Source organism: Rohdeia mirabilis (assembly GCA_007750655.1).
In the GTDB taxonomy this organism is placed as follows: Bacteria; Planctomycetota; UBA1135; order UBA1135.
In genome coordinates this window covers 2,664,920-2,691,502 of the sequence record CP036290.1, presented here as the reverse complement: position 1 = coordinate 2,691,502, position 26,583 = coordinate 2,664,920, and the positions used below count along the sequence as shown (strand labels likewise).

Annotated in this window: 19 protein-coding genes; 7 read left to right on the top strand and 12 right to left on the bottom strand. The window is 70.1% G+C overall.

Features of this window, described 5'->3' with window-relative positions:
* Positions 1–116: 116 nt before the first annotated feature.
* Positions 117–1,715 (top strand): RNA polymerase factor sigma-54, encoded by a 1,599-nt coding sequence (rpoN, locus tag Pla163_RS10030; RefSeq protein ID WP_145187357.1) that lies wholly within the window; start codon positions 117–119, stop codon positions 1,713–1,715.
* 154 nt (positions 1,716–1,869) lie between these two features.
* Positions 1,870–2,436 carry an elongation factor P gene (gene efp, locus Pla163_RS10025; RefSeq protein ID WP_145187355.1) on the top strand — a complete coding sequence of 189 codons (567 nt, stop codon included), beginning with the start codon at positions 1,870–1,872 and terminating at the stop codon, positions 2,434–2,436.
* Between the two features lie 120 nt (positions 2,437–2,556).
* On the opposite strand, the gene Pla163_RS10020 is transcribed toward efp, so the two are convergent.
* Positions 2,557–3,996, bottom strand: coding sequence for a glycosyltransferase family 39 protein (locus Pla163_RS10020; RefSeq protein WP_419185777.1), 1,440 nt, complete (start codon positions 3,994–3,996; stop codon positions 2,557–2,559).
* 145 nt (positions 3,997–4,141) lie between these two features.
* Here Pla163_RS10020 and Pla163_RS10015 point away from each other — a divergent pair, with 145 nt between their 5' ends.
* Positions 4,142–4,549 (top strand): PEGA domain-containing protein, encoded by a 408-nt coding sequence (locus tag Pla163_RS10015; RefSeq protein WP_419185776.1) that lies wholly within the window; start codon positions 4,142–4,144, stop codon positions 4,547–4,549.
* On the top strand, positions 4,546–5,157 hold the full coding sequence (locus Pla163_RS10010) for a D-glycero-alpha-D-manno-heptose-1,7-bisphosphate 7-phosphatase (RefSeq protein ID WP_419185775.1): 612 nt from the start codon (positions 4,546–4,548) through the stop codon (positions 5,155–5,157). Before Pla163_RS10015 ends, Pla163_RS10010 begins: the two co-directional genes overlap by 4 nt.
* A gap of 45 nt (positions 5,158–5,202) precedes the next feature.
* On the opposite strand, the gene Pla163_RS10005 is transcribed toward Pla163_RS10010, so the two are convergent.
* The 3 genes from Pla163_RS10005 to Pla163_RS09995 are packed head-to-tail and all read right to left on the bottom strand — an operon-like array spanning position 5,203 to position 8,316.
* The gene (locus tag Pla163_RS10005; RefSeq protein ID WP_145187345.1) at positions 5,203–6,252 is read right to left on the bottom strand and encodes a FemAB family XrtA/PEP-CTERM system-associated protein; all 1,050 of its coding nucleotides are present in this window, start codon (positions 6,250–6,252) and stop codon (positions 5,203–5,205) included.
* Positions 6,249–7,304, bottom strand: a complete 1,056-nt coding sequence (locus Pla163_RS10000) for a glycosyltransferase (protein WP_145187342.1) — start codon at positions 7,302–7,304, stop codon at positions 6,249–6,251. Before Pla163_RS10000 ends, Pla163_RS10005 begins: the two co-directional genes overlap by 4 nt.
* Before the next feature lie 7 nt (positions 7,305–7,311).
* The gene (locus tag Pla163_RS09995) at positions 7,312–8,316 is read right to left on the bottom strand and encodes a glycosyltransferase family 2 protein (protein WP_419185774.1); all 1,005 of its coding nucleotides are present in this window, start codon (positions 8,314–8,316) and stop codon (positions 7,312–7,314) included.
* Positions 8,317–8,494: 178 nt separating this feature from the next.
* Here Pla163_RS09995 and Pla163_RS09990 point away from each other — a divergent pair, with 178 nt between their 5' ends.
* The 3 genes from Pla163_RS09990 to Pla163_RS09980 all read left to right on the top strand — a co-directional run bounded on the left by Pla163_RS09990 (position 8,495) and on the right by Pla163_RS09980 (position 16,049).
* On the top strand, positions 8,495–10,012 hold the full coding sequence (locus Pla163_RS09990; RefSeq protein ID WP_419185773.1) for a sigma-54 dependent transcriptional regulator: 1,518 nt from the start codon (positions 8,495–8,497) through the stop codon (positions 10,010–10,012).
* A complete protein-coding gene (locus tag Pla163_RS09985) occupies positions 10,009–14,076 on the top strand; it encodes a hypothetical protein (RefSeq protein ID WP_145187333.1) in 4,068 nt (1,355 codons plus the stop codon). Before Pla163_RS09990 ends, Pla163_RS09985 begins: the two co-directional genes overlap by 4 nt.
* 299 nt (positions 14,077–14,375) lie before the next feature.
* Positions 14,376–16,049: an FG-GAP repeat domain-containing protein gene (locus tag Pla163_RS09980; RefSeq protein WP_145187330.1), complete on the top strand. Its 1,674-nt coding sequence runs from the start codon at positions 14,376–14,378 to the stop codon at positions 16,047–16,049.
* Positions 16,050–16,092: 43 nt separating this feature from the next.
* On the opposite strand, the gene Pla163_RS09975 is transcribed toward Pla163_RS09980, so the two are convergent.
* From Pla163_RS09975 to rfbB, 8 genes are all read right to left on the bottom strand, one after another.
* Positions 16,093–16,950, bottom strand: a complete 858-nt coding sequence (locus Pla163_RS09975) for an XrtA system polysaccharide deacetylase (protein WP_145187326.1) — start codon at positions 16,948–16,950, stop codon at positions 16,093–16,095.
* Complete coding sequence (locus Pla163_RS09970) at positions 16,947–18,200, bottom strand: glycosyltransferase (RefSeq protein WP_145187324.1); 1,254 nt, start codon at positions 18,198–18,200, stop codon at positions 16,947–16,949. Before Pla163_RS09970 ends, Pla163_RS09975 begins: the two co-directional genes overlap by 4 nt.
* Positions 18,197–19,378: a glycosyltransferase gene (locus tag Pla163_RS09965; protein WP_145187321.1), complete on the bottom strand. Its 1,182-nt coding sequence runs from the start codon at positions 19,376–19,378 to the stop codon at positions 18,197–18,199. The genes Pla163_RS09970 and Pla163_RS09965 overlap by 4 nt, the downstream gene beginning before the upstream one ends.
* 134 nt (positions 19,379–19,512) lie before the next feature.
* On the bottom strand, positions 19,513–21,411 hold the full coding sequence (gene asnB / locus Pla163_RS09960; RefSeq protein ID WP_145187318.1) for an asparagine synthase (glutamine-hydrolyzing): 1,899 nt from the start codon (positions 21,409–21,411) through the stop codon (positions 19,513–19,515).
* Positions 21,412–21,427: 16 nt separating this feature from the next.
* Positions 21,428–22,810, bottom strand: a complete 1,383-nt coding sequence (locus tag Pla163_RS09955; protein WP_145187316.1) for a putative O-glycosylation ligase, exosortase A system-associated — start codon at positions 22,808–22,810, stop codon at positions 21,428–21,430.
* A gap of 36 nt (positions 22,811–22,846) precedes the next feature.
* Positions 22,847–24,487: a GumC family protein gene (locus Pla163_RS09950; RefSeq protein ID WP_145187313.1), complete on the bottom strand. Its 1,641-nt coding sequence runs from the start codon at positions 24,485–24,487 to the stop codon at positions 22,847–22,849.
* Positions 24,488–24,520: 33 nt separating this feature from the next.
* Positions 24,521–25,318: a polysaccharide biosynthesis/export family protein gene (locus Pla163_RS09945; RefSeq protein ID WP_145187310.1), complete on the bottom strand. Its 798-nt coding sequence runs from the start codon at positions 25,316–25,318 to the stop codon at positions 24,521–24,523.
* Positions 25,319–25,482: 164 nt separating this feature from the next.
* The gene (rfbB, locus tag Pla163_RS09940) at positions 25,483–26,556 is read right to left on the bottom strand and encodes a dTDP-glucose 4,6-dehydratase (RefSeq protein WP_145187307.1); all 1,074 of its coding nucleotides are present in this window, start codon (positions 26,554–26,556) and stop codon (positions 25,483–25,485) included.
* Positions 26,557–26,583: the final 27 nt, after the last annotated feature.

The following is a 26,583-nucleotide window of genomic DNA, read 5'->3' as shown; positions in this document are numbered from 1 at the left end:
TCGGCGCGCCTATACTCGGTGCGGCTCGGCGTCGCGCGCGCAGGGGACGCTCCCCGCTCCACCGCCTCCTCCCACCCGCGCCGGCCCAACGCCACCACCGACCGAACTCCCCCTCGATGCGCCTCGGACTCAACCACCTCGCCCGGATGGAGCAGCGACTGATCCAGTCGCCGCAGATGATCCAGGCCATGCAGATCCTGCAGCTCTCGAGCCTCGATCTGGCCGAGCGCATCGATCAGGAGCTGGTGGAGAATCCGTTCCTCGAGGTGGACGAGGGGGCTTCCGATCGCGCGGGCGACGGCGAAGTGGGCACGGACGCCGACGCCGGTGCGGACGGTGAAGCGCTGAGCGACCGCGACCGGATGCTGCAGGAGTTCGAGCGGCTGCGGGAGTTCGAGGACGGCCGCTCGTCGGTGCGCCCGGACACCGAGGGGGCGGATCGCAAGCACGAGGCGATGCAGAACGCGCCCGCGCGCCCGAAGAACACGGCCGCGGTGCTGATGGACCAGGTCGCGCTGCTCGACCTCGAGGGCGACGAGCGCGAGGCGGCGGAGCTCATCGTCTACAGCCTCGACGCCCACGGCTACCTGGAGGACGGGCTCGAGGACCTGGCCCAGCGTTGGAGCGCCGAACGTCGCGACGATCCCGACGGGACGGGCGCACTGGACGAACACGGTCTCGACGAGAACGGTCACGACGAGGCCTGGCTCGAGGAGCGGGCCGAGGAGGCGGAGTCGCAAGCTGGCACGTTCACGCCGGCCGACGCGCTGCACGCCCTGCGCATCGCGCTCGGTCGCATGCGGCGCGCGCTGCATCCCGCGATCGGCGCGTCGAACCTGGCCGAGTCGCTGCGTCTGCAGTTGGAGGCGCGCGGACTGGGCGAGGACGATCTGGCCTACGACCTGGTGGACAGCCACCTCGAAGACCTCGAGAAGAACCGCCTGCCGCACATCGCGAAGGAGACCGGCGCGACGCTGGACGAGATCAAGGACGCGATCGGGATCCTGCGCGGACTCGATCCGCACCCGACCGCGGACTACGGCGACGAGATGGCGGAGACGATCATCCCCGACGTCATGGTCGAGGAGGTCGAAGGCACCTACGAGGTTCGGCTCGCGCGCCGCGGCTTGCCGTCGTTGCGCGTGTCGCCGGAGCACAAGGTCCTGATGAAGGAGACCGTGGATCGCTCGAAGGCGGTCAACGGGCGCGACGAGGCGACCGAGGCCCGCGACTGGATGCGCAAGCGACTCGAGTCCGCGCGCTGGTTCGTCGACGCGGTCGCCCAGCGTCAGAACACTCTTTTGTCCGTGGCCCAGGCGATCTTCGAGCGCCAGCAGGGCTTCCTCGAGAAGGGCGTGAAGTCGCTGGCGCCGCTGCGCATGCAGGACGTGGCCGACGCCACCAACGTCCACATTTCCACGGTCAGTCGAGCGGTGGCCGGGAAGTACGTCCAGACCCCGCGCGGGATCCTCCCGCTCAAGTACTTCTTCAACTCGGGCACCACCGACAGCGCCGGTCGAGCGACGAGCCAGGTCAGCATCCAGGAACGGCTCAAGGAGTTGGTCGAGCAGGAGGATCCGACGGAGCCGCTCTCCGACGACCAATTGGCCGCTCTCCTGCTCGAGCGCCACGGGGTCAAGATCGCGCGGCGCACGGTCACCAAGTACCGCAAGGCGCTCGATCTGCCGTCGAGCAGTCAGCGCAAGCGATTCTGAGAGGTCGCGGGTCCCGCGGGTCGCGCCGCCCGGTCCCGCGCCGCTAGACTGCTCGGCCGACAGGGCAGCGAGGGCCGAGGACCGCCGTGGAGCGGTCCCGCAAGGAACCCCTCCCGCGTCCGTTCCCCGCGACCGCACACACGATTCGAATCCCATGGCGCGCGCCACCGAGATCCGCAAGGGTCAGGTCATCGAGATGGATGGCCAACTCCTGCTCATCACCGACTACGAGCACAAGACCCCGGGCAACCTGCGGGCGATCATCAACATCAAGACCCGCAACATCGAGACCGGTCAGTCCGGTCAGATGCGGCTCGGATCGAGCGACCAGCTCGAGGTCGCGTTCCTCGACCGCAAGAAGGCCGAGTACCTCTACAAGGAGGCGAACGGCGACTTCATGTTCATGGACTCGGAGACCTACGAGCAGTTCGTCCTGACTTCGGAGCTGGTCGGCGACAAGATGGGCTACGTCAAGGAGAACGAGACCGTCGACGTCACCTACCACAACGAGCGCCCGCTGGGCATCGAGCTGCCGGCCGCCGTGGTGCTGACCGTCACGGAGTCCGAAGAGGCGGTGAAGGGCAACACGGCGACGAACGTGAAGAAGTCCGCGATCGTCGAGACCGGACTCGAGGTCAAGGTGCCGTTCCACATCAAGGTGGACGACCGCATCAAGATCAGCACGGACACGGGCGACTTCCTCAGCCGCGTCAACGACTGACCTCGGGGCGTTCGGTACGGCGTCAGGCACGAAAGTGCCACCTGCCGCGCCCAGAGGCTGCGAATCGCTGCGTCGTCGGCGGCAGGTGGCACTTTCGTGCCTGACGCCGTACCGAACGCCCTACTCGCGAACGAACACCTGCACGCCGAGGTCGCGCGACTCCACCTGGAGGGGGAAGTCCGCCACCAGCCGGCAGTCCTCGCGCAGGATCCGCAGCAGCTCGTCGCGACGTCCGTCGTTCGGCCAGTCCGAGAGGCGTTCGTGCTGGACCACGAACCACGTGCGGCGTCCGGCGTGCACCGCGTCGAGCACGCCGTCGTACGTGTACTGGTTGAGGTAGTCGAGAGCGCCGAGAGCGCGCAGATCGGTCGAGCCCGGCGCCATGTAGTACTGCCCGACGGGCGCGGCCATCCCCATCACGAGGTCCCCCGCTCGACGCTGCTCGGCCACCACGCCGAACGCTTCGCGCCAGGCCGGTCGCTCGCCGTTGCGCACCGTCAGGTAGAGGAAGGACGCGACCAACAGCGGCGCCACGAGCACCAGCACCCAGGCGATCTTCGCCGCGGGTCCGAGCAGCCGCTCACGTGACTCGCGCAGCGTCGAGAGCGGCGCGACGGCGAGCACGAAGGCCCAGGGCAGCAGCACGAAGACGTACTGCGCGCTGGTTCGCATCTGCGTCGAAGCGACGAGCGCGGCGCCCCAGCCGAACACGCTGATCAACAGGGCGATGCGAGCGCGGGCGTCGGACAGGGCGGTGAAGGCCCCGAAGAGCGCGGCGACGGCGATCGCGGGCGTCAGGTAGAAGCCACTCGAGAGGACCAGGTGCGCGGTGTTCGGGCGACCCTTCACCCGGCTCCAGGTGTCGAGCACACCCAGCGCCCACCAGCCGCCGACCCCCAGCGCCGCGACCAGGGCGGCCAACGTGACCTTCCGAACCGTTCCCTCGGCTCGCAACGGCGATCCGCGGCGCGCCAGCAGCGGCGCGGCGACGAGGCCGGGTAGCACCAACGCGGCCGAAGGGTGGGCCGTCGAAGCCACTGTCGCGACACCGAGTCCGAGCAGGACCAGGAGGGCGCGCCCGCGCTCGAAGCCGCGCAGTGCGAGCCCCGCTCCCACCAACGTCAACAGCATCGCCAAGGTGTAGAAGCGGGCGCACTGGGACCAGTACAGGTGCCAGGAGGACGCGGCGAGGAGCAGCGCCGCCACGGATCCGGCGCGCGCACCGACCAGCGGCCGCGCCGCGAAGAACAGCGCCGGAACGCACAGCCAGCCGAAGACCGCGGCGGGCAGGCGCAACTCGAGCTCGTTCGGATGGTGCCCGAGCGCCGCGAGCCATTCGGCCCAGAGTCGGTAGCCCAGTGGATTCGTCGCGTCCCGCGGGTGGACGGCGTCCGCGAACGTGAAGGCCTCGTCGATCCACAGACCCCACTCTCCGAGGCGCACGAAGCGCAGCAGTCCGACCGCCAGCGCGATCGCCAGCACGAGACGCGTCCCGGCGTCCGCGCGGTGAGCGCTCGCGGGACCGCCGATCGAGCCGGCTTCGGTTTCGGACCTCTCCATGGGGTGTGTGGCGCGGTGGACGGCCGGTGGACCGGGTGGGGCCGACGGAACGTGCCGGCGCCGAGCGGAGGGCGGCGAGACCGAAGCGGGACCCGAAGGTCCATGGCGTTGGTGTCGACGGGCTCCTGGGTCCAGAATAGCCCGCATGATCCGCCGGACCGTCCTCTGCGCCCTTCTCGGTGTCGCGTTCCTCACCAGTGGGTGTCGATTCGCTCGCCCCCAACCGGGCGTCCAGCTCTCGTCCACACCCGCGGGTGCGCGCGTCACGATCGACGGAGTCTTCAGCGGCTACGTCACGCCGGCCCGCATCGACCTCGCGACGGACGAGTGGCACGTGGTCGAGGTCGACCTCGACGGCTACGCGCCGCAGACCCGCCTGGTCGGGCCCGGTTCGCGACTGATCGCCGTCGACTGGCGGCAGTCCTCGGTGGGCGCGGTCGACACGTTCCGCTTCCCGCTCCTGTTGCCGATCGAGTCGGTCGTGCCGTTCGTGCTCGAGTCCCGCAACGCGCCCCAGCGGATCCACTTCCACCTGCGACGAGGCGGGCGGTGATCGACCCGAGAGCGGACGGAAGACTGGCGCACCTGCCCTCCCACCTGAAACTCGCACTCCTCGATCGCGACGGAACGATCCTCGACGAGACCGGCTATCTGGTCGATCCGAAGCGCGTGGTCCTGTTGCCCGGCGCGGCGCGCGCGGTCGCGCGACTGAACGCGGCGGGCGTTCCGGTCGCCGTCGTCACGAACCAGTCGGCGATCGCGCGCGGCATGCTCGACGAAGCTGGCCTCGAGCGCATCCACTCCCGGCTGGCGGACGAGTTGGCCCACGAGGAAGCGCACGTCGATCTGTGGCTGTTCGCGCCCTACCACCCCGATCACTGCGAACCGGATCCGAAGGAGGCCGAGCGGCGCAAGCCCGGAGCGGGGATGCTGCGCGAGGCTCTCGAGCACTTCGGTGTGGCGGCCGGCGACGCCGTCACGATCGGCGACAGCGATCGCGATCTGGTCGCGGGCGAGCGCGCCGGCGTGGCGAGCCTGTTGGTCCTGACGGGCAAGGGCGCGAGCGAGCTCGAACGCGCGCAGGCGCGACTCGGGCACGACCCCGCCTGTGCGCGCGATCTCGCCGAGGCCGTCGAGCTCGCGCTGGCCGCCGGGCGCTAGAGCCCCCGCGTCGACATCCCCAGCGACCGGAGCGCCCTCCGCCGCTCAGGCCAGGTAGCGCGACAGGGTCGGGCTGATGCCCTCGACCACGAAGCGCGGCAGCTTCGACCACGTGTCGCGCAGGAGCTTCGTGCGCGGGTTGGACGGGGTCAGCTTGGGCAGCTCCTGCGAGCCGATCAGACGGTAGCTGTAGTGCATCTGGGTCGGTTCGAAGCCCTGGTGCACCTTGAAACGGTAGGCGCCTGAATCGCCGCGGCTGCGACAGAAGTCGAAGCGCCGGAACCCGTGTTCGACGGCCCACTCCTGCAGCGCCATGTACATGAAGTTGCTGGCGCTCAGTTCGCGGTCCGCTCCGGGCGCCGTGCCCGAGTAGTAGGCGATCAGCGTGTCGCCGTCCGCGAACGACATGACGGCCGACACCGGTGTGCGGTCCTTGTGCACGAGGTGCACGAAGACGTGCTCGCCGAAGGCCGCCAGCAGGTGACGGAAGAGTCGCGGCGGGAGCGCGGGCGAACCCAGCGCGCGCTTGTTCTCGAGGAACAGGCGGTAGAGGTCCTCCACGTACCAAGGACCCTCGGCCAACTCGAGGCCGTGCTTGGTGCGGGCCTTGCGTGCCTCCGCGCGCGACTTCTTCGGCATCTGCGCGAGCACGCCTTCGGGCGTGTCCGGCAGGTCGCGAACGAACGTCGAGTAGAGCTCCGAGCGGGCCCAGTCCTCGGTGCCCGGCGGGGCCACGATCGTGCGCAGTTCCAGGCGCTTGACGCCGTCCGCCCGGGCTCCGCGTTCGGCCTCCACGACCAACGCGCGCGTGATCGCCTCGTCGTTCGCGAGCGGGCCGCCGTAGACCGAGTAGGGCACCGAGACCCAGTTGCGTCCGAAGGGCAGGCTGCGCACACGCATGAGCGGCAGCACCCCCACGAGTTCGTCACCGGCGAACGCGCCGAGCCCGCGCGGGACCGCGCTCAACACGTCGGTGACGACGCGCTGCCAGGTCGACGCGTGGAACATGGTTCCGGACGGGGCCGCGGCGACGAAGGCGTCCCTGGCCTCGTCGTGCTCGGGGCCCAGCCGGCGAATCTCGAATCCCGCGCTCATTCGTAGATCCGCTCGATCCGGTACTCCTTCAGGTTCTTCGCCTGGCTGTAGATGATGATCTCACCCACCAGGCCGAAGCCGATGATCTGCACGCCGAGCACGATCAACAGAACCCCCAACGTCAGGAGCGGGCGATCGCCCACCGGCTCGGTGTAGATGTACTTCTCGACGGCCATGTAGGTGCAGATCGCACTGCCGATCCCCGAGAAGATGCCGCCCAGCGTTCCGAAGAAGCGCAGCGGCTTCAGCGTGAACTTGGTCAGGAACATCACCCCCATGATGTCCAGGAAGCGCCGCAGGTAGACGCCCAGGCCGAAGAAGCCGGCCTTGCCCCACTCCTTCAGGTGGCGCACCTTGATCTCCTCGACCGTGAACCCCTGACGGAAGGCCATCACGGGCAGGAAGCGGTACATGTCGCCGTAGATCGAGATGTCGTCGAGCACCTCGCGCTTCATCGCACGGAAGTAGCAGTTCAGGTCGTGGAACTGGCCGCGGATGATCTGACGGATGACCCAGTTGAAGAAGACCGACTGCGCGCGGTTGAGGACCGGGTCCACGCGCGGACTGCGCCACGGGATGACGAAGTCGACGGCCGGCGCGTCGTCGCTGCCGTCGAGCGCCGCGAGCATCGGCCCGAGTTCGAGCGGATCGATCTGCACGTACTGCGGCGACGTCAGGATGTAGCGGCCGCTGGCGCGCTCGTAGCCGGCCGTGAGGCACACGGATTCGCCGAACGCGCTCTTGAACAGGATCGTCTTGATCTGCGAGCCGCGCTCCTCGCGCAATTCCTGCACAACCTGCCAGGCGCGTCCCTCCACCCCGTCGAAGACGAAGATGATCTCCCAGCTGCGGCCCTGGCGGTCGAGCTCCTCGCCGAGCGCCTTCGCCACGTCGCGGACCTCGGCCTCGGGGCTCTGGACCGGAACGATGACGGTCACGTCGATGTAGCCCTCGGAGTCGAGGGGCAGTTCGACCGGTCCGGGGTGCGGAGGTCGGTTCGAGTCGTGCCGCGAGGGGATCGAGGCGTCCGTCGTGTCGGGGTGGGCGCTCATGGGGCGTTCAGTGCAGCTCGTTGAGGAGGCGGTCCAACGTGCCTCGCTTGTGCATGCCGCTGGCCTTGACCGCCAGCTCTCCGAGCAACCCGAGCAGGGCGAAGTAGACGACGAGCATCATCAGGAGGATGACGATCGAGACGACGGGGAGCTCCCAGCGGTTGAAGGACGCGAGAGCGCTGGCATCGCCTTGGAACGCGTTTTCGACGCCGATCAGGCCGACGAGGACGAAGAACAGGGCGAACAGGAAGAAGGTCAGCGAGAGCACGCCGAAGTAGTGCAGCGGACGCTGCGAGAACTGGGCGATGAGTTTGATCGAGAGCAGGTCGAGCAGCACGCGCGTGGCGCGCGAGAGTCCGTACTTGCTGCTGCCGAAGCGCCGCGAGCGGTGGTTCACCTCCATCTCGGTGACGCGCGCACCGGCGCCGGCGTACACGACGGGCAGGAAGCGGTGCTGGTCCGAGTACAGCGACACGCCGCGCAGGACCTGGGCCCGGAAGACCTTGAGCGTGCAGCCCGTGTCGTGGATCGAGACGCCGGTGTAGAGACCGATCAGGCGGTTGGCGACGATCGACGGGAGGCGCCGCAGCAGGAACCCGTCCTCGCGCTTGCGCCGCCAGCCAGCGACGATGTCCCAGCCTTCCTCGAGCTTCTTCACCATCGCCGGGATGTCGGCCGGATCGTTCTGCAGGTCGCCGTCGAGGGTCACGACCAGTTCACCGCGCGCGTGGTCGAACCCCGCCGCCATGCCCGCCGTCTGTCCGAAGTTGCGCCGGAAGCGCACGATGCGGATGTGGCGATCCTGGCGCCGCAGCTCGAGCAGGACCCGCAGCGATCCGTCGGTCGAGCAGTCGTCCACGAACAGGATCTCGTAGGAGACCCCCATCGACGACAGGGCCCGCGTCAACTCCTCCGTGAGCGGGCGCAGGCTCTCGGCCTCGTTGTAGACGGGCACGACCGCGCTGATGCGGATCGGCTCGGGGCTGGAGGGGACGGGAGCGGTTTCGGTCACGTGGCGCGGGGAGCGATTGGACGCGGCCAGGGTAGCGGATCGGATCCCGGGGCCCTCGGACTCGAGTTCCGACCGCTTTCGTGTCGAAGAAAAGCGACACGCGCCGCGCTCGTGGGACCTCGGTCCGTGCGCGTCGTCGCCGAACAGAGCCGGTCCCCACCGCATCCATCGCCCCACCATGCACAGTCCCCGCGTCCTGCTCGCCGATCCCGATCCCCGCGCCTGGGGCGACCTCGCCGAGCGCCTCGAGGCGGCCGGCTTCGAGGTGGCGCTCGAGACGGCTTCCGATCGACTCGAGACCCGACTGGGCGAAGAGCGCTTCGACGTGCTCCTCGCGGAGCTCCAGATGCTCGGACGGCGCGTCCTGGACGTCGCGCGCAGTTCGCCGGGACGGCCCGAGGTGATGCTCCTCGACACCTTCGGCGACGAGGGCGACGGATCGGCCGCGATGCGTGCCGGGGCCTTCGACGTCCTCCCGCGACCCGCATCCACCGAGCAGTGCCTGGTCGGGGTGCAGCGCGCACTCGAGGCGCGATCGGTCGAGAACGAGAACCGCCGTCTGCGACGCGAGACGAGCGAGGGCCGGGGACTGGGGCACGTGGTCACACGCGAGCCGCGTATGCAGCGCGCACTCGATCTGGTGCGCACGGTGGCCGACACGCGCGTCACGCTCCTGATCGAGGGCGAGAGCGGCACGGGCAAGACGATGGTGGCGCGCGCGTTGCACGACGCGTCGCCCCGGGCGGACAAGCCCTTCGTGGTGGTGAACTGCGGCGCCCTGCCCGACGCTCTGCTCGAGAGCGAGCTGTTCGGCCACGTGAAGGGCGCCTTCACCGGTGCGGTCGCCGATCGCGTCGGTCGCTTCGAGGCGGCCGACGGCGGGACGCTGTTCCTCGACGAGATCAACTCCGCGTCCCTGGACCTGCAGGTCAAGCTGCTGAGGGCCATCGAGTCGGGCGAGTTCGAGCCCCTCGGCGGCCGACGGACCGTCTCGGTGGACGTGCGGATCGTGGCGGCCTCGAACCGCTCGCTGACCGAGGAGGTCGCGGCCGAACGCTTTCGCGACGACCTCTACTGGCGGCTCAAGGTCGTCGCCGTCGAGCTGCCGGCGCTGCGCGAGCGGCCCGCGGACGTGGTCGACCTGGCCGAGCGCTTCGTGGCCGCGGCGGCGGCGGACCACGGGCGCGGCGACAAGGAACTCTCCGCCGCTGCCCTGGCCGCGCTCCTGGCGCACCCCTGGCCCGGCAACGTGCGCGAGCTGCGGCACGCCCTCGAGCGCGCGGTGCTGGTGGCGCCGGGTCGCACGATCGAGGTCGAGCACCTGCCGCCCGAGCTGTCCGGGCCCGGTGGAGCGCGGGCGGGATCGGCGCGCGTCGACGGGCCCACTGCCCGGCACGAGCCGCGGTCGGCGGGTCCGCTCGCTGCATGCGACCGGCGCCCCGAGGCCCCTTCCCCGATGCCGCAGGCGCGGGACTTCGACGCCGTCGAGCTCGGTCCGCTCAAGGAGATGTTGGCCGGGCCCGAGCGGCGCTTCATCGAACGCGCGCTCGAGGCGGTCGGCGGGTCCCGCAAGCGCGCTGCGGCCCTGCTCGACATCAACCGGGGCACGCTGTTCAACAAGATGCGGCGTTACCGTCTCCTGTCCCCGCCCTCCGGACGCGACGCGCGCCCCGGGCACGACACGAACGATCGATGAGACGCCTCCCCTGGATCCTGCTGGTCGCCGTCATCGGACTGGCCGTCGTCCTCCTGCGCCACGTGAGTGGGAACGTGGGGATGGGGGCGGCCGAGCTCCTGGCGTCCGCCCGCGAAGAAGTGGCGGCCGAGGGCGGAGCCGCCCAGACCGGCCTCGTCCTGCGCAAGCTCGGAACGGCGCTCGACCTGGCCCGCGCGAACGACGATCGCGAGCTGACCGAAGCGATCCTGGTCGAGCGCGCGAAGCTGCTCCGGGCGCGCGGCGCGTACCCCGCGTCGCGCCAGGACTACGAGGCGCTCCTGGCGCTCGAGCCGAAGGACCCGATCCCCTACCGCGCGGCGCTGCTCGAGCTCGACGTGGCGGCCGGTAACTGGGAGCGCGCGATCGAGACGAGCACCGAGTTCCTCGCGGAACGCAGCAACGACTGGCGCGCACTGACCGTGCTCGGGCGCGCCTGCGACGAAGGTGCGGACGAGAAGTTCGAGGAGGTCGACGGACGTCTGCGTGCGGTCCTGACCGAGGCCGCCTACGAACGCGCGAGCATCCTCGTCGCGCAGGTCCTGAACCTGCCCGTCGGATCACCGGAGCAGGTGCGCGCGTACGACGACCTGATCAGCGTGTTCACCGACGACGGCGTGCTCCTGCCGGGTGGTTTCGACGAGCAACTGACGACGATCGCCGAGTTGCACGCGCGGGCGCGCGCCGCCCACGCCGCGAGCGCGGGCATGGGCTTCAACTCGTACGCGGCGGCCAGCCTGGTCAAGTCGTTGCTCCGTGCGCGCCTGTTCGAACAGGCGGCGTTCATGGCGGAGTACGCCCTCGAGCAACGGGCCTATGTCGCGTCCAACGTCGAGTTCGTCCGACTGGCCCTCGACCTGATGCTGAGTACGGGCCGCGTGACCGAAGCCGGAGCGTTCGCGGAGCGCTGGTACATCGATCGCGGCACGGGCTACATCGACATGTTCACCTACAAGGAGCTGGGGCGCGCGCTCTACGCCGGTCAGCGTTGGGAGACCCTCCTGCTCCTGGGTCGGCAGTACCACGAACTGGCGCCGCGCGGGCCGTTCGTGAGGGAGCACCGGGACGCCGCCAGCTTCTACGTCGGCATGGCCAGTTGGGAGCTCGGCGACACCGAGACCTGCGAGCGCTACCTGTCGAACCTGCGCGCACCGGAAGCGGTTCTCTCGATCCCCGGTGGCTTCACCGCCGCGTTCAAGATCCTCGCCCAGCTCGCGCGCGAGTCCGGTCGCACGAACGACGAACTGGCGCTGCTCCTTTGGATGTGCCAGCGCGACCCCGTCGCGGCCGGGGACTCCTGGCTGCGAGCGGCCGATCTGCAGGATCGCGTGGAGGGCGACGTCGAGGCGGCGCTCGTGACCCTGACGAACGGCATTCGGGCCCATCCGGAGCGCGCCGCCGAGTGGTTCGTGCGCTGGCGCGAGATGGCCCAGGTGGCCTTCGACCGTCGCGGTCGCAACATCGGCGTGATCGCAGCGGACGTGGCCGACGGCCGCATCGCTCCGAACGAGCTCTTGATCACACAGTCCGACACGGTGCTCCTGATCGAGCACCTGCTGGAGACGAAGCGCGCTTCGACGGCGCGCTACATGTCGATCCTGCTCAGCACCGAACTCGAGAACTTTGCGCCGCTGGTCGCGATCCAGATGCGCGCGTGCCAGGCCATCGGCCGACTCGACGAGGCGCGCGACCACGCGGTGCGGCTCCTCGCCTGGGGCTATGCGAGCGACGACGTGGACTCGTTCCTGCGGCGCGAGTGGTCGCGGGGCGAAGTCTCCGCCGAGCGCGTCCACGACGTGATCCGCGGCGCGTCGACCGAGCTCGCGACGCTGTTCTTCCTGAGCGGCTTGCTCGAGCAGGGCGAACCGGAACGCGCGCTCGTCGAGCTCTCGCGTTGGCGGCGCGCGCACCCCGACGCACGGGGCTCGGCGCTGGTCGAGCTCGGCGCGCGTGCCCTGCTCGACCTCGATCGCCCGGCGGAGGCCTGGGACGAACTGTTGACGCTGGAGCCCGACAGCGGCGCCTACGCCAACTCCGTCGAGCTGCATGCGCGAGCGCTGATGGGCGCACCGACGCAGGAGCGCTTCGAGATCCTGCGCGAGCGACTCTCCGCGATCGAGTCGCTCGACGTGGCGCGGCGCGTGACGCTGGCGCGCGTGCTGTTGGCGGGCGGACGGCCGGCCTGGTCGCTCGAATTGCTCGACGGGCTGCGCTCGAGCGAAGTTGCCGTCAACGCCGAACTGTTCGACGTGCGAGCACTCGCCTCGATGGCGCTCGGACGCACCGCCGAAGGTTTCGAGTTCCTCGAACGCAGTCGCGCGTTCGGCGACGAGGAGCACGTCACGTTGCTCGAACTTCTGTTCACGGCCGGGACCGGCGACGACGATGCACGGGCCGAGATCGCGAACGAGGTCGAGTTGCGATCGCGACCGGCGATCGAACGCTGTGCGTTGGCGATCCTGCGCGACGACCCGATCCTGATGCGCGCGCTCCTGCCGACCAAGCCCCCCGCCCGCGTGGATCGCCTCATGTGGTCCGCCCTCGCTCGCATCGCGGATCCGACGACGGACCCGCTGCCCGAGCTCGCTCTCGAACCGGTCGTGGCGGCCGAGTTCGAGCGGGCCTTCGGCGGACCGATCACCGAGCGGGAACCGCAGTACCGCTTCGCCGCGGCGATCCTCGCGGCGGGCAGCGAGCAGCTCACGCCCTGGCTGGGATTCACGCTCGGTCGTCTCGACGCGCGCGAAGGTCTCTGGCAGGGCTACTTCGCCTGGCGCCTCGCGCGCGTGCGCGCCTCGGAGGATCGCGCGCTGCGAGCCGGACTCGACCTGGTCGGCTCGTTCCCCGGGCTCGACGACGTCTGGTTCGAGCTGGCCAACGCGGCCCGCCGTCGACCCACTGCACCCGCGGTCCTCGCGTCGCTCGAGAGCTGGTTCCTGCGCCCGGTTGCCACGTTCGCCGATCCTGCCGAACCGCCGAGCCTGGTGCGGATCGCCCGCGCGTTGGCACTCGCCTCGACCGGCCGCGCGCCCGAAGCCGCCGAGGAAGCGCTGGCTGCCAGTGGCCCCGAAGTCGATCACCCCTTGGTCCAGCTGATCGCGGCGCGCCTGGCACGGGACGTCGAACGCCACGCCCCCGCGCGCGAGCGTTACGTGCGCGCGCTCGAGACCACGCCCGAGTCCGGCGCGCCCGCGGTGTTGGCGGAGTACCTCGGCTACCTCGACGAGTTGGTCGGGTCCGGCGTCATCCACGCTCGCGAGCAGGCGGAAACCATCGTCGGCCTCGGTTCGCTCTACCCGAGCGACCAGGCGCTCGCCGCGCACCGCGCGCTCTCGGTGGTGTCGCTGTGGCGCGCGACGTCGACCGATGCCGGGCTCACGGAACAGCGCGAGGGCCTGGTGTCGATCAGGTCCGAGCTGGAAGCGCTCTTGACCGACAGGTTGCGGCGTTCGGGCCAGCCGCTCGAACGCGGCGCGGCCGAGGTCTGGGCGAAGGCGCTCGCGCTGCTCGACCCCGATGCGGGTGCCGACCTGATCGCGAACGAGCTGGAACGCGGACCGACGCGCGTCGATCTCTGGATCCACCATCTCGACCTGCTCGAGGCGGCGGCGCGCCTCGACGAGGCCGACGAACTCTCTGCGCGTCTGTCGTCGACGCTCGCAGCGCCGCGCATGACCCTGTGGCGCGCGCGCTTCGTGATGCGCCACCGCGCGGCAGATGGCGGCGCCGAGGAGGCTCGTGCGCTGCTCGAGTTCGCACCGCCCGGCTTCAGCGGGAGCGCCGAGACGCGACTGCGCCTGGCCATGCTGGACGGGGACGAGGCGGAGGCGCGGCGCTGGGCGACGGAGCTGTGGAGCGCGCAGGCGACGACTCCCGACGCGGCTCGCAGCGCCGAACTGGTGGCGCGGGTGCTCCTGACGCTGGACGAGCCCGAGGACCGTCGAGTGGCGCAAGACGTGATCCAGGCAGGACTCGCGTCGCATGCGAGTCTGGTGGAGTCGACGCTGCTCGGACTGCTCGCGCCCTTGGCGGGTCTGTCGCGCTGATCGGGACCGGACGGCGGCCGAAACCGTCGGCCGCGCGGCGGGTATCCTGGGGCAGCCCGGCGCGTACGTCGGGCGTTCGTTCGTCGGCCCCGCCGCCTTTCCGCGCCGATCCCCGGTGGATCGGCCGGGCCCGGTGCAGGCGGGGCCGGTGCGTACCCGTGCGCATCGCGCTCGACCACGCTGCGTCGCTCGCTGTGCCGGATCCGGCCTCGGGTCCGGGCACGATCGCGGTCCCAAGGGCCCGCCGAACGGTCGCGCACCCCCCACTCTCGTCACTCTCCAAGCCGTCCACTCCCTCGATGTTCGATCGTTCCTTCCGCCTCGCCATCCGCCCCGCGTTCGTCGCCGGACCGCTCGCCCTCGGCCTCTGCGTCGCACCGGCCTCCGCCCAGTCGATCGTCCACCAGATCAACGGCCCGAACAACGCCCGCTACGGGCAGTCCGTCGATCTGCTCGGCGACCTCGACGGTGACGGTCGCTCCGAGATCATGGTCGGCGCGTGGCTCGACGTGAACAACGGCCTCAACGGCTCGGGCACGGTGCACGTGCTGCGGGGCGTCGACGCTTCTTCGCTCTACGAGATCAACGGTTCGGGAACGGGTGACCACATGGGCTTCGGCTCGAGCCGCGCCGGCGACGTGAACGGCGACGGCGTGCCCGACATCTGTGCCGCGGCGGACGAGGACGACGTTCCGGGTCCGGGCAACAACGCCGGTAGCGCGCGCCTCGTCTCGGGCATCGACGGCAGCACCATCCGCGAGCTGAGCGGCCAGAGCGCCAACGATCTCTTCGGCTGGTACACGGCGCCCTGCGGCGACGTGAACGGCGACGGCTTCGACGACGTGGCCGTCGGCTCGCTGAGCGACACCACCGGTGCGACCGGGAACGGCAGCGTGCGGGTCTACTCCGGTATCGACGGGGCCGAACTCCACGTCTTCCGCGCGCCGGCTGGCGTCAGCAACTTCGGCAGCGTCCTCGGCTACCTGGGCGACGCGAACGCCGACGGATTCGACGACGTCCTGGTCTCCAGCCCGAGCGAACGCGCGGTCTACGTCTACTCCGGGATCGACGGATCGCAGCTGCACCGCATCGCGAGTCCGAGCACCCAGGACCTGTTCGGCGCGGGCGTGGACGGGGGGATCGACGTCGACGACGACGGTCACGCCGACATCCTCGTCGGAGCGCCCGGCGACGACCAGCAGTCGTCGAACTCCGGCGCGGTCTACGTCTTCTCGGGCGACACGGGCGCGCAGATCACGAAGATCACCCTCGCCGGTGCCGGCAAGCGCCTCGGAACCAAGGTGCGTGGCGGCGGTGACGTCGACGGCGACGGCTACATCGACTTCGTCGCCAGTGCCACGCTGGCGGACAACGGCCTGAACAACAGCGGCCGCGTGTACGCGTTCTCCGGCAAGAACCTGCAGCTGATCCGCGGCGTCGGTGGACCGGCCGCCAACTGGCAGATCGGCAACCAACTGGGCGGCGGCTTCGACGTGGACGGCGACGGTCTCGCCGACGCGGTGGCCGGCGCGGTCAACGTGGATGCCGCCGTGGTCGTGAGCTTCCGCCCGATCGGTGTGACCCTGTTCGGCAACGGCACCGTCGCCTGCGGCGGACGGACGCTGCTCAGCACGCGCAGCGTGCCCCGCGTGGGGGCCAGCGGATTCGGCCTCATCGGCAGCGGCGTCGCTCCTGGCTCGCCGGTCTACCTCGCGTTGAGTGGCGGCGCACTGGCTTCCCCGGTGCCGCTCGCCGGTGGAGACCTGGCCGCCCACATCGACCTCGGTCTGCTCGTCGGCACCTACTTCACCGTCGCCGACGGCAAGGGCTCGTTCGACCTGTCCTTCCCCATCCCGAGCGATCCGGGGCTCGCCGGGGCACTGGCCTACTTCCAGGGCATCGGTGCGGCGCCTGCGGGCTGCGGACAGGTGTTCGTCACCACCAACGGACTCGAACTCGACGTCCAGCCCTGAGCGGCAACCGTCGGGAGCGAACGGCAAAGGCGCGGCTCGGCTCTCAGAGCCAGCCGCGCTCGCCGAGGACCTCACCCAGCCCCGCGAAGGGCTGCGCGGCGAGCAGGGCGTCGAGGCGCGCGAGCGTGCGATCCAGGTTGAGGTAGTGGCGCAGCTTCTTCAGCGCCGGTGCCGGAACGCGCGGTTGCTTCGGATCGAACTCCCACGGGTGCAGGTAGAGGTTCGCCGGGTGCCCCGCGCGTCGGACGCTGCGCACGGCCATGCGCGTCGCCCATCCCGGGAGCAGTCGGAAGTAGCCGCCGCCTCCGACCGGGAGGTTGCGACCCGCCGCGCGCAGCGTGCTGACCGGGAACTCGACGAGTGATCCAGCGTCGGTCTCGATGCGGCTGATGCCGGGCTCGAAGTCCGGGATGCCGTAGGTCGGGTGCGAGATCGGATGGATGCTCGAGTCGTAGCGGTAGCCGCGCTCGATCAACACGTCGACGGCCCAGAAGGTCTCGCGCGTCAGCGTGAAGGTCGATGCGCGAAAGCCCGTCGGCCGCGGCGCGCCGGCCGCGACCAGTGCCTTCTCGGTGCGCTCGAGGTCCGCGGCCAAGGACGCGCGGTCGAGGTCGAACAGGAAGGTGTGCTCGTAGCCGTGGCTCTGGACCTCGTGGCCGCCGTCGAGACAGGCGCGCACGAGGTCGGGGCGGCGTTCGGCCACCCAGCCCAGGAAGAAGAACGTGGCGCGCGCATCCCGGCGCGCCAGACACTCGAGGATCGCGTCCATCCCGCGATCGATACGCGAGTCGACGTGTTCCCAGTCGTCGCGCGCGTAGTGCTCGCGCAGGTTGGCGACCTGGAAGAACTCCTCGACGTCGAAGGAGATCGCGTTCAGTCGCGAGGTCGTGGTGGAGCTCATGCGCTGTTCCTCACGGCGTTCGAGCGGGTGTCCAGCGGGCGGCGTTCCTCGAGGGCGCCGATGGTGCGCGCTTCGTCGAGCACGCGCCGCGCATTGGCCTCCCAGGTCAGACCCTGCACGTCGATCTGACGGCGGGCCTCGTCGCCCAGGCGGCGGCGCAGGTCGCCGTCCCCCGCCAGTCGCACCAGCGCCGCGGCGAACGCATCGGCGTCCCCGGGAGCGACCAGGAGAGCCTCGCGTTCGTGCACGAGCACCTCGCGCAGGTTGGGTTGGTCCGGCGCGATGGTCGGCAGTCCGGCCGCCATGTACTCGTGCAGTTTGAGCGGCGAGGCGTAGGCGTTGATCGCGGGAACCAACGCCACGTCGAAGGCCGGCAGCACCGCGGGGATCGCCGCGTGGCGCCTGGGGCCGGCGAAGTGCACGCGGTCGGTCACGCCGTGTGCGCTGGCGCTGGCCTCGAGCTCGGCGCGCGCGGGGCCGTCGCCCACGAGCACCAGCCGCGCGTGCGCCAGTTCCGGCGCGGCCAGCGCGGCGATCGCCAGGTCCAGTCGGTGCCAGGTGCGGTAGTAGCCGACGAAGCCGAGCACCACCTCGTCGCTGTCGTCGGCGGGCCCGCCGAGTCCCAGGTCCTCGCGTGCGCGCGCGCGGGCGCCGGCGTCGCCGGGCGCCGCGTACTGGTCGGGGTGCACGCCGTTGGGCGTCACGATCACGCGCTCGCGCGGCGCGCCGAGGTCGACCAAGAGGTCGCGCAGGACACCGGTGACCGCGCAGATGCGATCGGCGTTCTCGAGCACGTGGCGCTCGGAGCGGCGCGCGAGTCCCTCGAACGACAGGCCGCGCGTGCGCTCCAGCTCGTCGACGAGCGGCGAGTTCACCTCGAGGAACAGCGGACGGCCGCAGCGCCGCGCGGCTGCGACGCCGCCGACGTTCCCGAACGCGTAGCGCTCGTAGATGAAGTGCGGATCGAAGTCGCGGGCTGCCGCCAGGAGGCGCCGGCGAGCCAGTCCGGAGTAGCCGTGCTCCATCAGCTCGCGCACGAAACGCGGCGCCGAACCGACGAGCGACCAACCGCCCTTCTCGTCCGCGTTCGAAGGCGTCGGCTCGGGCTGTTCGGTGTCGCGCCGCACCAGCCCCACTTCGCGCACGTCGGCCCCCACGGCGGCGAAGGCCCGCAGCATGGCGCGGATGTGCACCGCTTGCCCGTCCTCGGCGGCGGTCCGGTGGTGGTAGAGGATGCGGGGAGCGGTCACGGGTGACTGGCGGTTCGAAGAACCTCGTCCAGATGCTCTTCCAGTCGGTCGAGACAGGCCTCCCACGTGAGCCCGACCACGGACTCGCGCAGGCTCGCGGCCGACGGCGGCGACGCTAGGAGTTCGGCCAGGGCACGTCCGATGTCGGCCGGATCGCGCGACGTCACCAGGGCACCGGGGAGCTCGGCCAGGAGTTCGCCGGTTCCTCCCGCCTGGGTGGCCAGAACGGGCGTGCCGCTCGCGAGGGCCTCGAGGACCACGTTCGGGCGGCCCTCGCGGTGGCTGGTCAGCAGCAGGGCATCGGCGGCTCGGTACCAGGTCGCGAGCTCCTCCGGACGCACCTCGCCCCGCAGCTCGACCCGTTCGCCGAGCCCGGCTTCGGCGGCGGCGCGCTCGACGTCCCGGTCGAGCGGTCCGCGTCCGAGGAACACGAGGCGCGCGTCGGGCGGCGCACCGAGGCGGAAGCTCTCGAGGGCGAGCAGCGGATCCTTGCGCGCGATCAGGTGCCCGACGACGAGCACGAGCGGCCCGGATCCTCGTACGCCGCGTTCCGCTCGTCCGAGCGCGGCGCGCGCCTCGTCCGCGGAGCCCGGCGTGAAGGCGTCGAGATCGACTCCGTTGGGGACGAGCACGCCGACGCCCGGACGACCGGCGACGCGGTCCATGGCGTCGACCAGGTCCTGGGACACGGCGGTCCAGTGGCCGGCGGCGCGCAGTGCGGCGCCGAGTGGCTCGCCGAGGCCCGCTTCGCCCGCCACCTGCAGCACGTCGCTCCCGCGCCCGTTGACCACGCACGGGATCCCCGACTCGCGCAGGCCGTGCGCGGCGATCGCGGCGGGCCAGGCGTAGTCGCAGACGACGACGTCGACGGTGCCGAAGTGCTTCAGTCCGCGCAGTCCGGTGCGGGCGAAGCGTTCGGCGTTGCCGAGCGGCCAGCGCGGCAGGTGGACGTAGCGCGGCCGATAGACCTCGAACCCGTCGCGTTCCTCGAACGTCGGCATCGCTCGGAAGTCCGAGCGCGCTCCGTTGGCGAAGGGACGCGGCGCGTGCGGGACCGGTTGGAGGACGTGGACCGCGTGCCCACGTGCCGCCATGCGCTCCCATCGGCGCAGGGCGAAGATGCCTTCACGCGGCCGCGGCGGACTGGGGAACAGGCTGGTCAGGACGCAGATCTTCACGGACCGACAGGCTACGCGAAGCCGGGGATCGAGCCCCCCCACCGCTGGGCGCGCGGTTGCACGAGGGGGTCCGCGCGGCGCTCCCGTCGGTGCGGAGATCCGCGCTGGATCGCCGCCGGCCGGTGCGGGCCGAATCAGTCGGCCAGCGACTCCTCGACGGCGTGGCGCGTACGCCAGTGCTCGAGGACGATGAGGCTCCACAGGAGGCGCCCGTGGTCGCGAGCGCCGCGCACGTGGTCCTCGAGCGCCGTCGTCAGCGCGCGGCGGTCGAACCAGGTCTCGGGCAGTTCGTTCACGGCGCGGCGCGCGGTGGCGGCGAGCGGCCCCGCCAACCAGGGTCGCAGAGGCGTGTCGAAGCCGCGCTTCGTGCCGTCCAGGATCTCGCTCGGCAGGCGCTGGCGCAGGGCTTCGCGCAGGGCGTGCTTGCCGCGGCCACTGACGACCTTGTGGTTCGCGGGCAGGACCAGGTGCGCCTCGACGAAGCGGTGGTCGAGGATCGGCACGCGCACCTCGAGGCCGACACCCATCGATGCGCGGTCGACCTTGGTGAGGATCTGCTCGGGGAGCTGCGTGGCGAAGTCGGCGAACTGCGCACGGAAGAGCGTGTCGTCGGTGTTCGGGCGCCGATAGGCGGTCGCCCAGCGCTCGAACGGGTCGTGCGCGACCAGCTCGCGTGCGAGGTCCGTGGCCAACACGGCGTGCACGTCGCCGAGTGCCAGCTGGCTGACGCTGCGGTGGTAGGCGCGCGCGGGATCGTCGCCGAGGTTGGTCAGGAACGTCTTGCCGCGCAGCCAGCGCGGTGCGCGGTCGAGCTTCGGATACAGGCCGCCCGCGAAGCCAGCCAGGCCGCGTCCGAGCGGTCCGATGGAGCGGCGCAGACGGTTCTCCGCCACGTCGTGCACGTAGCGCCGGTAGCCGCCGAAGATCTCGTCGCCGCCGTCGCCGGACAGGGCCACCGTGACGTGTTCGCGAGCCGCTCGGGACACGAGCAGCGTCGGGACGTCGGAGGGGTCGGCGTGCGGCTCGTCGAAGAACCAGGCCAACTCGTCCAACTGCGCGGCGGGTTCGGGTTCGAGCACCGAGGTGTGGTGCACGAGGCCCAGGCGCTTCGCCGTCGACCGGGCGAGGTCGAGTTCGTCGTGGCTGCGCTCGCGGAAGCCGACCGAACAGGCGATGACCGGGTCCTTCGCGCGCCGCACCATCGCGTCGACGACGGCGGTCGAGTCGACGCCGCCCGAGAGGAACGCGCCGAGCGGGACGTCCGCCACCATGCGATCCGCCACGACGGTGTCGAAGAGTTCGAGCAGGCGCTCGGACAGGCGCTCGGGTGCTTCGTCGGCCGGTTCGGTGGGCGGCGACCACCAGCGCGTGATGCGCGGCGCGTCCCAGCCCTCCTCCCATTCGAGGCGGCAGCCGGGCTCCAATCGTCCGATGCCGTCCCAGGCCGACTCGGGTCCGTCGACGTAGCCGTGGCACAGGAAGTCGACCAGCGAACGCGCGCGCAGACGGCGTCGCCCCACTCCGGCGGCGAGCAGCGCCTTGGGTTCGGAGGCGAACCACAGGCGGCCGTCGCTCACGCACCAGAACATGGGCTTGATGCCGAGTCGGTCGCGGACGAGCACGGCCTTCGTGCGCCCCGAGCTGGCGTCGATGACGCACGACGCGAACATGCCGATCAGCGAGCTCGCGAAGTCGGCGCCGCGTTCGCGATAGAGGTTCGGCACCACCTCGCAGTCCGAGTGCGAGCGGAACGTCGTCCCGCGCGCTTCGAGCCCGCGCCGCAGCTCGACGTGGTTGTAGATCTCGCCGTTCGTGCACGAGATCAACGCGCCGTCCTCGAGGCTGAACGGTTGGGCCCCGCCTTCGAGATCGATGATCGACAGGCGGCGGAAGGCGAGTGCTCCGCCGCGGCCGAGCACCGTGCGCCCGTCGTCGGGCCCGCGGTGACTCAGGGTCTCGCGCGCACGATCGAGCAGGCCCGCCTCGGGCGGGGTCGAGCCGACAGCGAACGCGACGCCGATGTAGCCACACATTGCGGTTGATCTCCCCTTAGTTCGCGAAGCCGTGGCTGGATGGCACAGGGAGCGGGCGACCGAACCCGCGCTCGCCGACGAAGCGCACGGGTTCGAGCGTCCCGGCCTTGCGCGCGGGGTACTTGATCGGATCGTCGAGGTCCTTCTGCGCCATGCGCCCGAAGATCAGGATCAGCGCGACCCAGTGGTAGAAGAGGTCGAAGTGGGCACGGTTGAGGAAGGTCGAGCCGACCACGAAGGCGGCCATCGAGGCCTCGAACATCGTCGCGTACTCGACGATCCAGCTCGTCCTGAAGTGCTTGCGGGCACGGGCCCGCACGCGCCAGATCGTGATGAACGACATTCCGATCAGGCTCAGGTACAGCAGCAGTGCGGGCGTGCCGGTCTCGGCCCAGATCTGCAGGTAGGAATTGTGGGCCACGAAGATGTCCTTGCCGTCCATCTCCGAGGGTGTGGGATCGGGCTGGTAGTCGAGGTACCGCTCGCGGAAGTTGTACATCCCCACCCCGAGCAGAGGGTTGTCGGTCGCCATACGGATCGCGACCGCCCACGAACGGAAGCGTGCGTTGGCGGAACCATCCTCCTCGTAGTCGGCGATCGAGGCGAAGCGCTCGCGCATCTCGGAGGGCATGGCGACGATGGCGATCGGCAGGGCGAGGATGCTCAGTGCAATGGCGGCGGCGCGGTGCTTGGAACGCCAGACCAGCACGCCGATCGCGGCCCCCATCGACAGGAGTCCGCCGCGCGAGTGCGTCAGCAGCACGGTCAGCATCGTCAATGGCACACAGACCAGGAACGCGCGCCGCAGGACCAAACGCTTCTCCACCGTGCCGATGCACCACAGCATCGGAATGGCCATCGAGAGGGCCAAAGAGAAGTCGTTGTTGTCCAACATCAGGCCACCCGGACCCCGCAGGATCGGGGACTGACCGAGGGTCATGATTCCCCAGATGCCGTTCTTGACGCCGTAGAAGCCGAACGAGAGCGCGATGACCCAGATCAGCAATCGCATCTGTTCACGGTTCCGGACCAGCCCGGTCGTGAAGAGCGCGATGCCGATGATCTTGATGTACTCGACGAAGCGCGTGACCTGGAACTCGGGGTTCACCGGGTGCGGGTGCGTGATCACGCCGAAACCCACGAGCAGGATCAGGACCCCGAAGATCAGTGTCCGTGGATCGACCACGAACAGCGGCCCCTTGCGCTTCTGCGCGAGGTACCCGAGGAACATGATGATCGCGACGTAGAACGACCACCGCTCGTACTTCGCGAAGCCCCAGGTCAGGTCCTGCGGGCGCATGTAGGCCAGCCACGAGAACACCACCATCCCGATGTACGGGCGGAGGAAACTCACGGGGAGCACGCTCAGGAGCGCCAGCGTGAAGATGATATCGCGCATGGCTCTCGGCCTCCGTGCGGATCGACGCCGCGCCGATCAGCGCAGCGTGTACTGGATCTCTTCGATCCGCTCGACGAGGTCCGTACCGAGGAGCTCTTGGCGCTCCTGGTAGGCCCACAGGAACCAGGCGACGAGGCCCAGGAACAATGCGGTGCCCAGGGCCGTGACGCCGCCGAGCATTCCGCGCGCCATGCGCTGTCGGCGGGTCGACACGGTGCCGACGATCCCGAGGATCGGGACGGTCAGGTCCGACGCCACGTCGGCCGGGATGCGGAAACCGGGCACGAGGAACTCGCGCGCGACGAGCAGCGCGCTGCCCAGTACTGCACCGGCGACGATCGATCCGAACAGCACGAGCGGCACGTTCGGCGAACTCGGACTCTCGGGAGCCAGCGGCTCCTTCGTGATCTCGTAGCTCGGACCGAGGCGGTTGAAGGCCTCGAGGTCGCGCTCGAAGCCGGCCACGGACTCCTGGCTGGTGGCGAGCAGCATCAGGTCGCTCTCGATGTCCACGTCCAGCGCGTCGAGCTCGCGCGCGACACCGGTCCGCGTCTGGTGGGCGCGCCGGTCGACGGCGAGCTGCTCGGTGAGGCGCTCGGCCTCGCCGGCGAGGATGGCGATCTCCACCTCGAGTTCGTCGATCCGAGCCAGCAGCGGCGGGCGATCCGGGTTGTCGACGCGCTCGACGATCTCCGTGTCGGCCGTTCCTCCGGTGCGCTCGTTCGCCAGCTTCTCGAGCTCGCGCAGCTTGGCGCGCAGGGTCTCGAACTCGGGGTTCGCGGGGCGCAGGTTGGCGAGGTCCTCGTTGACGCTGTCGATCTCGTCGAGGATCCGTTTCAGCTTGCCGTCGTCGTTGCTGGAGCCGCGCTCGATCGACGCGCTGAGCACCTTCTCCTGCATGAACTCGAGGCTCTCGACGACGCGGTCGCGCTCGATCTCGAGCTTGGCCCGTTCGTTGCCGATCTCGAGCAGCCGGTTCTGGGTGCGTGCGATCCGCTCGTAGACCGGGTCGCCCTGGTTGGTCTGACGCGTGCGCTGGTTGGCGTCGAACGGCATCTCGTGCCGGTCGATCAGGTCGTTCTTCTTCTTGCGGTTCTCGGCCACCCGCGTCAGGTACCCCTCGCGGCTCGCACGCGCGGCGGCGAGCTTCGTCTGGATCTGGCGCTGGTCGCGCATGAAGTTCTCCTCGACCCAGAGCTTCGTCAGTCGCTCGAGGAACAGCTCGGCCCGGTTCGAGTCCACGTCCATGTACGAGAGGTTCACGAACGACGAACCGACGTCCTTGGACTTCGCGACCACGTCCACGGAGATGTTGTCCTGGACCTTCTCGATGTAGTCCTGGCGATCGAGGGCGTCGAGCTCCTGATAGTCGACCCAGCCGAGTTCGCGGATCAGACGGTGGAGCCGCGACGGTTCCTTGATCTCGGTCTCCGCGCTCTCGAGGTCGCGCTGCAGGAAGCCCTGCTTGCCGCCGGAGCGGAAGTGCTCCTCCTGGTCGTACTTGACCTCGACCAGCTTGACCTGGATGTCGACCTCGTACTTGTTGGGCAGGAGGAAGACCAGGATCGCGCCGATGCCGATCGACAGGAGGACGGGCACGATGAACCACCAACGGCGCCGCCTGAAGACGGCACCGAGTTCGCTCAGTTGTGCGGGGCTCTCGACCTGGATGGCCATTGGATCGCGGTGGTGGGTGCGGGCCGGGCCCGCTCAGAACCCGACGAAGTTCGTACCGTCGGAGATGCGCTCGTAGCGCGCGAACTGCAGGAGCGGTCCGAGCAGTCCGTTGAGGACCTGCCCGATGGGCGTCACGAGCGCGGCGATGAAGTTGCCGAGCTGGGTCATGAAGGTCGGCGGAACGACGATGATGTCGTTCTCGCGGATCTCGTAGTTGCGCGACGAGTCGCCGGTGGTCCCGGCCAACATGTCGCGCAGGTCGAAGTGCAGGATCAGGGGGTCGACGGGGTCGGCGCGGATGAGGCGGATGCGTCCGGCGTTGGCGCGCGTCGCGTCGGGCCGCGCCAGCATCACCGCGTCGAAGATCGTGAGGTCCTCGGTCAGCGCCTTGCGCCCGCCTCCGGACGTGACCTCGCCGAGGATCCAGTAGTAGCGCGGCCCGAGCTGCATGCGCCGGACCTTCACGCTGGTGCGAACGAACAACTCGGAGCGGCGTTGGGTCAGATAGGACTCGAGCTCGGAACGGGTCATCCCGGCCACCGGGACACTCCCCAGTTGCGGCAGGAACACGGTGCCGTCGACCTCGACCTCGGCGTCGGCGATCCACTCGTCGTCGAACTCGTCGTAGACCTGGATCAGGTCTCCGATCGTGATGTACGCCTCCTCGCGGATGTTGCCGACGTAGCGCTTCCCGTAGCCCTCTTGGTTGAGGTACTGCAGGACGCGCTTGTCCGGAGAGGTGGTGCAGGAGGACAGGGCCGAGGTCCCGAGCGTGGCGAACAGGGCCAGGAGCAGCGGGAGGACGCGTCCGAGGTGGGCGGTGGTCGACATGTGGAGGTGGCGCCGACACGCGGCGAGCGCAGCGAGGATAGGTCCTCGCCCCCCAAGGAGTTGCGCTCCGAGCGCCCCGCCTGGCACATCGGGGACCGCCCTCCCGCTGGCGCGACCGCGTCCAGAGGGGGACGGCGGCGTGCCCGAATGGCGTCGGACGAATGTCACTTCGAGTTCCCCCGGCCGGCGGGCGCCCCGTCCGCGGTCGATCCGCGGGCGTCGTACTGCTGGGCGTAGTAGTCCCGGTAGGCGCCGCTGCGGACCCGATCGAGCCAGCCCTTGTTCGAGCGGAACCAGTCGATCGTCAGGGGCAGCGCCTCCTCGAAGGTGAAGCGCGGACTCCAGCCCAGTTCGTCGCGGATCTTGGTGGCGTCGATCGCGTAGCGGCGGTCGTGGCCCGGCCGGTCCTTCACGTAGGTGATCTGGTCCTTCGACGCACCGGTCGCGGACACGATGCGCTCGACGATGTCGATGTTCGGGTACTCGTTGTTGCCGCCGATGTTGTAGGTCTCGCCGCTGCGGCCCCGCTCGAGCACGGTCAGGAGCGCCTCGCAGTGGTCCTCGACGTACAGCCAGTCGCGCACGTTCTTGCCGTCGCCGTAGACCGGCAGCGGCGCGCCCTCGAGCGCGTTCGCGATCATCAGCGGGATCAACTTCTCGGGGAACTGGAACGGGCCGTAGTTGTTCGAGCAGTTCGTGATCACCACGTCGAACCCGTGCGTGTGGTGGGCGGCGCGCACCAACAGATCGCTCGACGCCTTGCTCGCGGCGTACGGGGAGCTGGGTTGGATCGGCGAGTCCTCGCGGAAGTACCCGGTCGGGCCGAGCGAGCCGTAGACCTCGTCCGTCGACACGTGCAGGAAGCGCGCGGTCCCGGCGGCGCGCGCGGCGTCGAGCAGGATCTGCGTTCCGACCACGTTGGTCTCGACGAAGGGCAGACCGGACTGGATCGAGCGGTCCACGTGGCTCTCGGCCGCCAGGTGCATGACCGCGGTCGTGGCCGGATCGCCGCAGGCCGCGAGCGCGCTCTCCACGTCGGCGCGCGAGCACACGTCGCCCTTTCGGAACTCGACGCGTCCGGTCTCGAGCAGGTCACCGAGACTCTCGAGGTTGCCCGCGTAGGTCAGCGCGTCGAGCACGACGATGCGCCAACCGGGTCGCTCGCGGGCGACCAGGTGGACGAGGTTGGAACCGATGAAGCCGGCTCCGCCGGTGATCAGGACGCTGGCGATGTCCATGGTGGGGATTCGAAGTCGTGTCCCCGG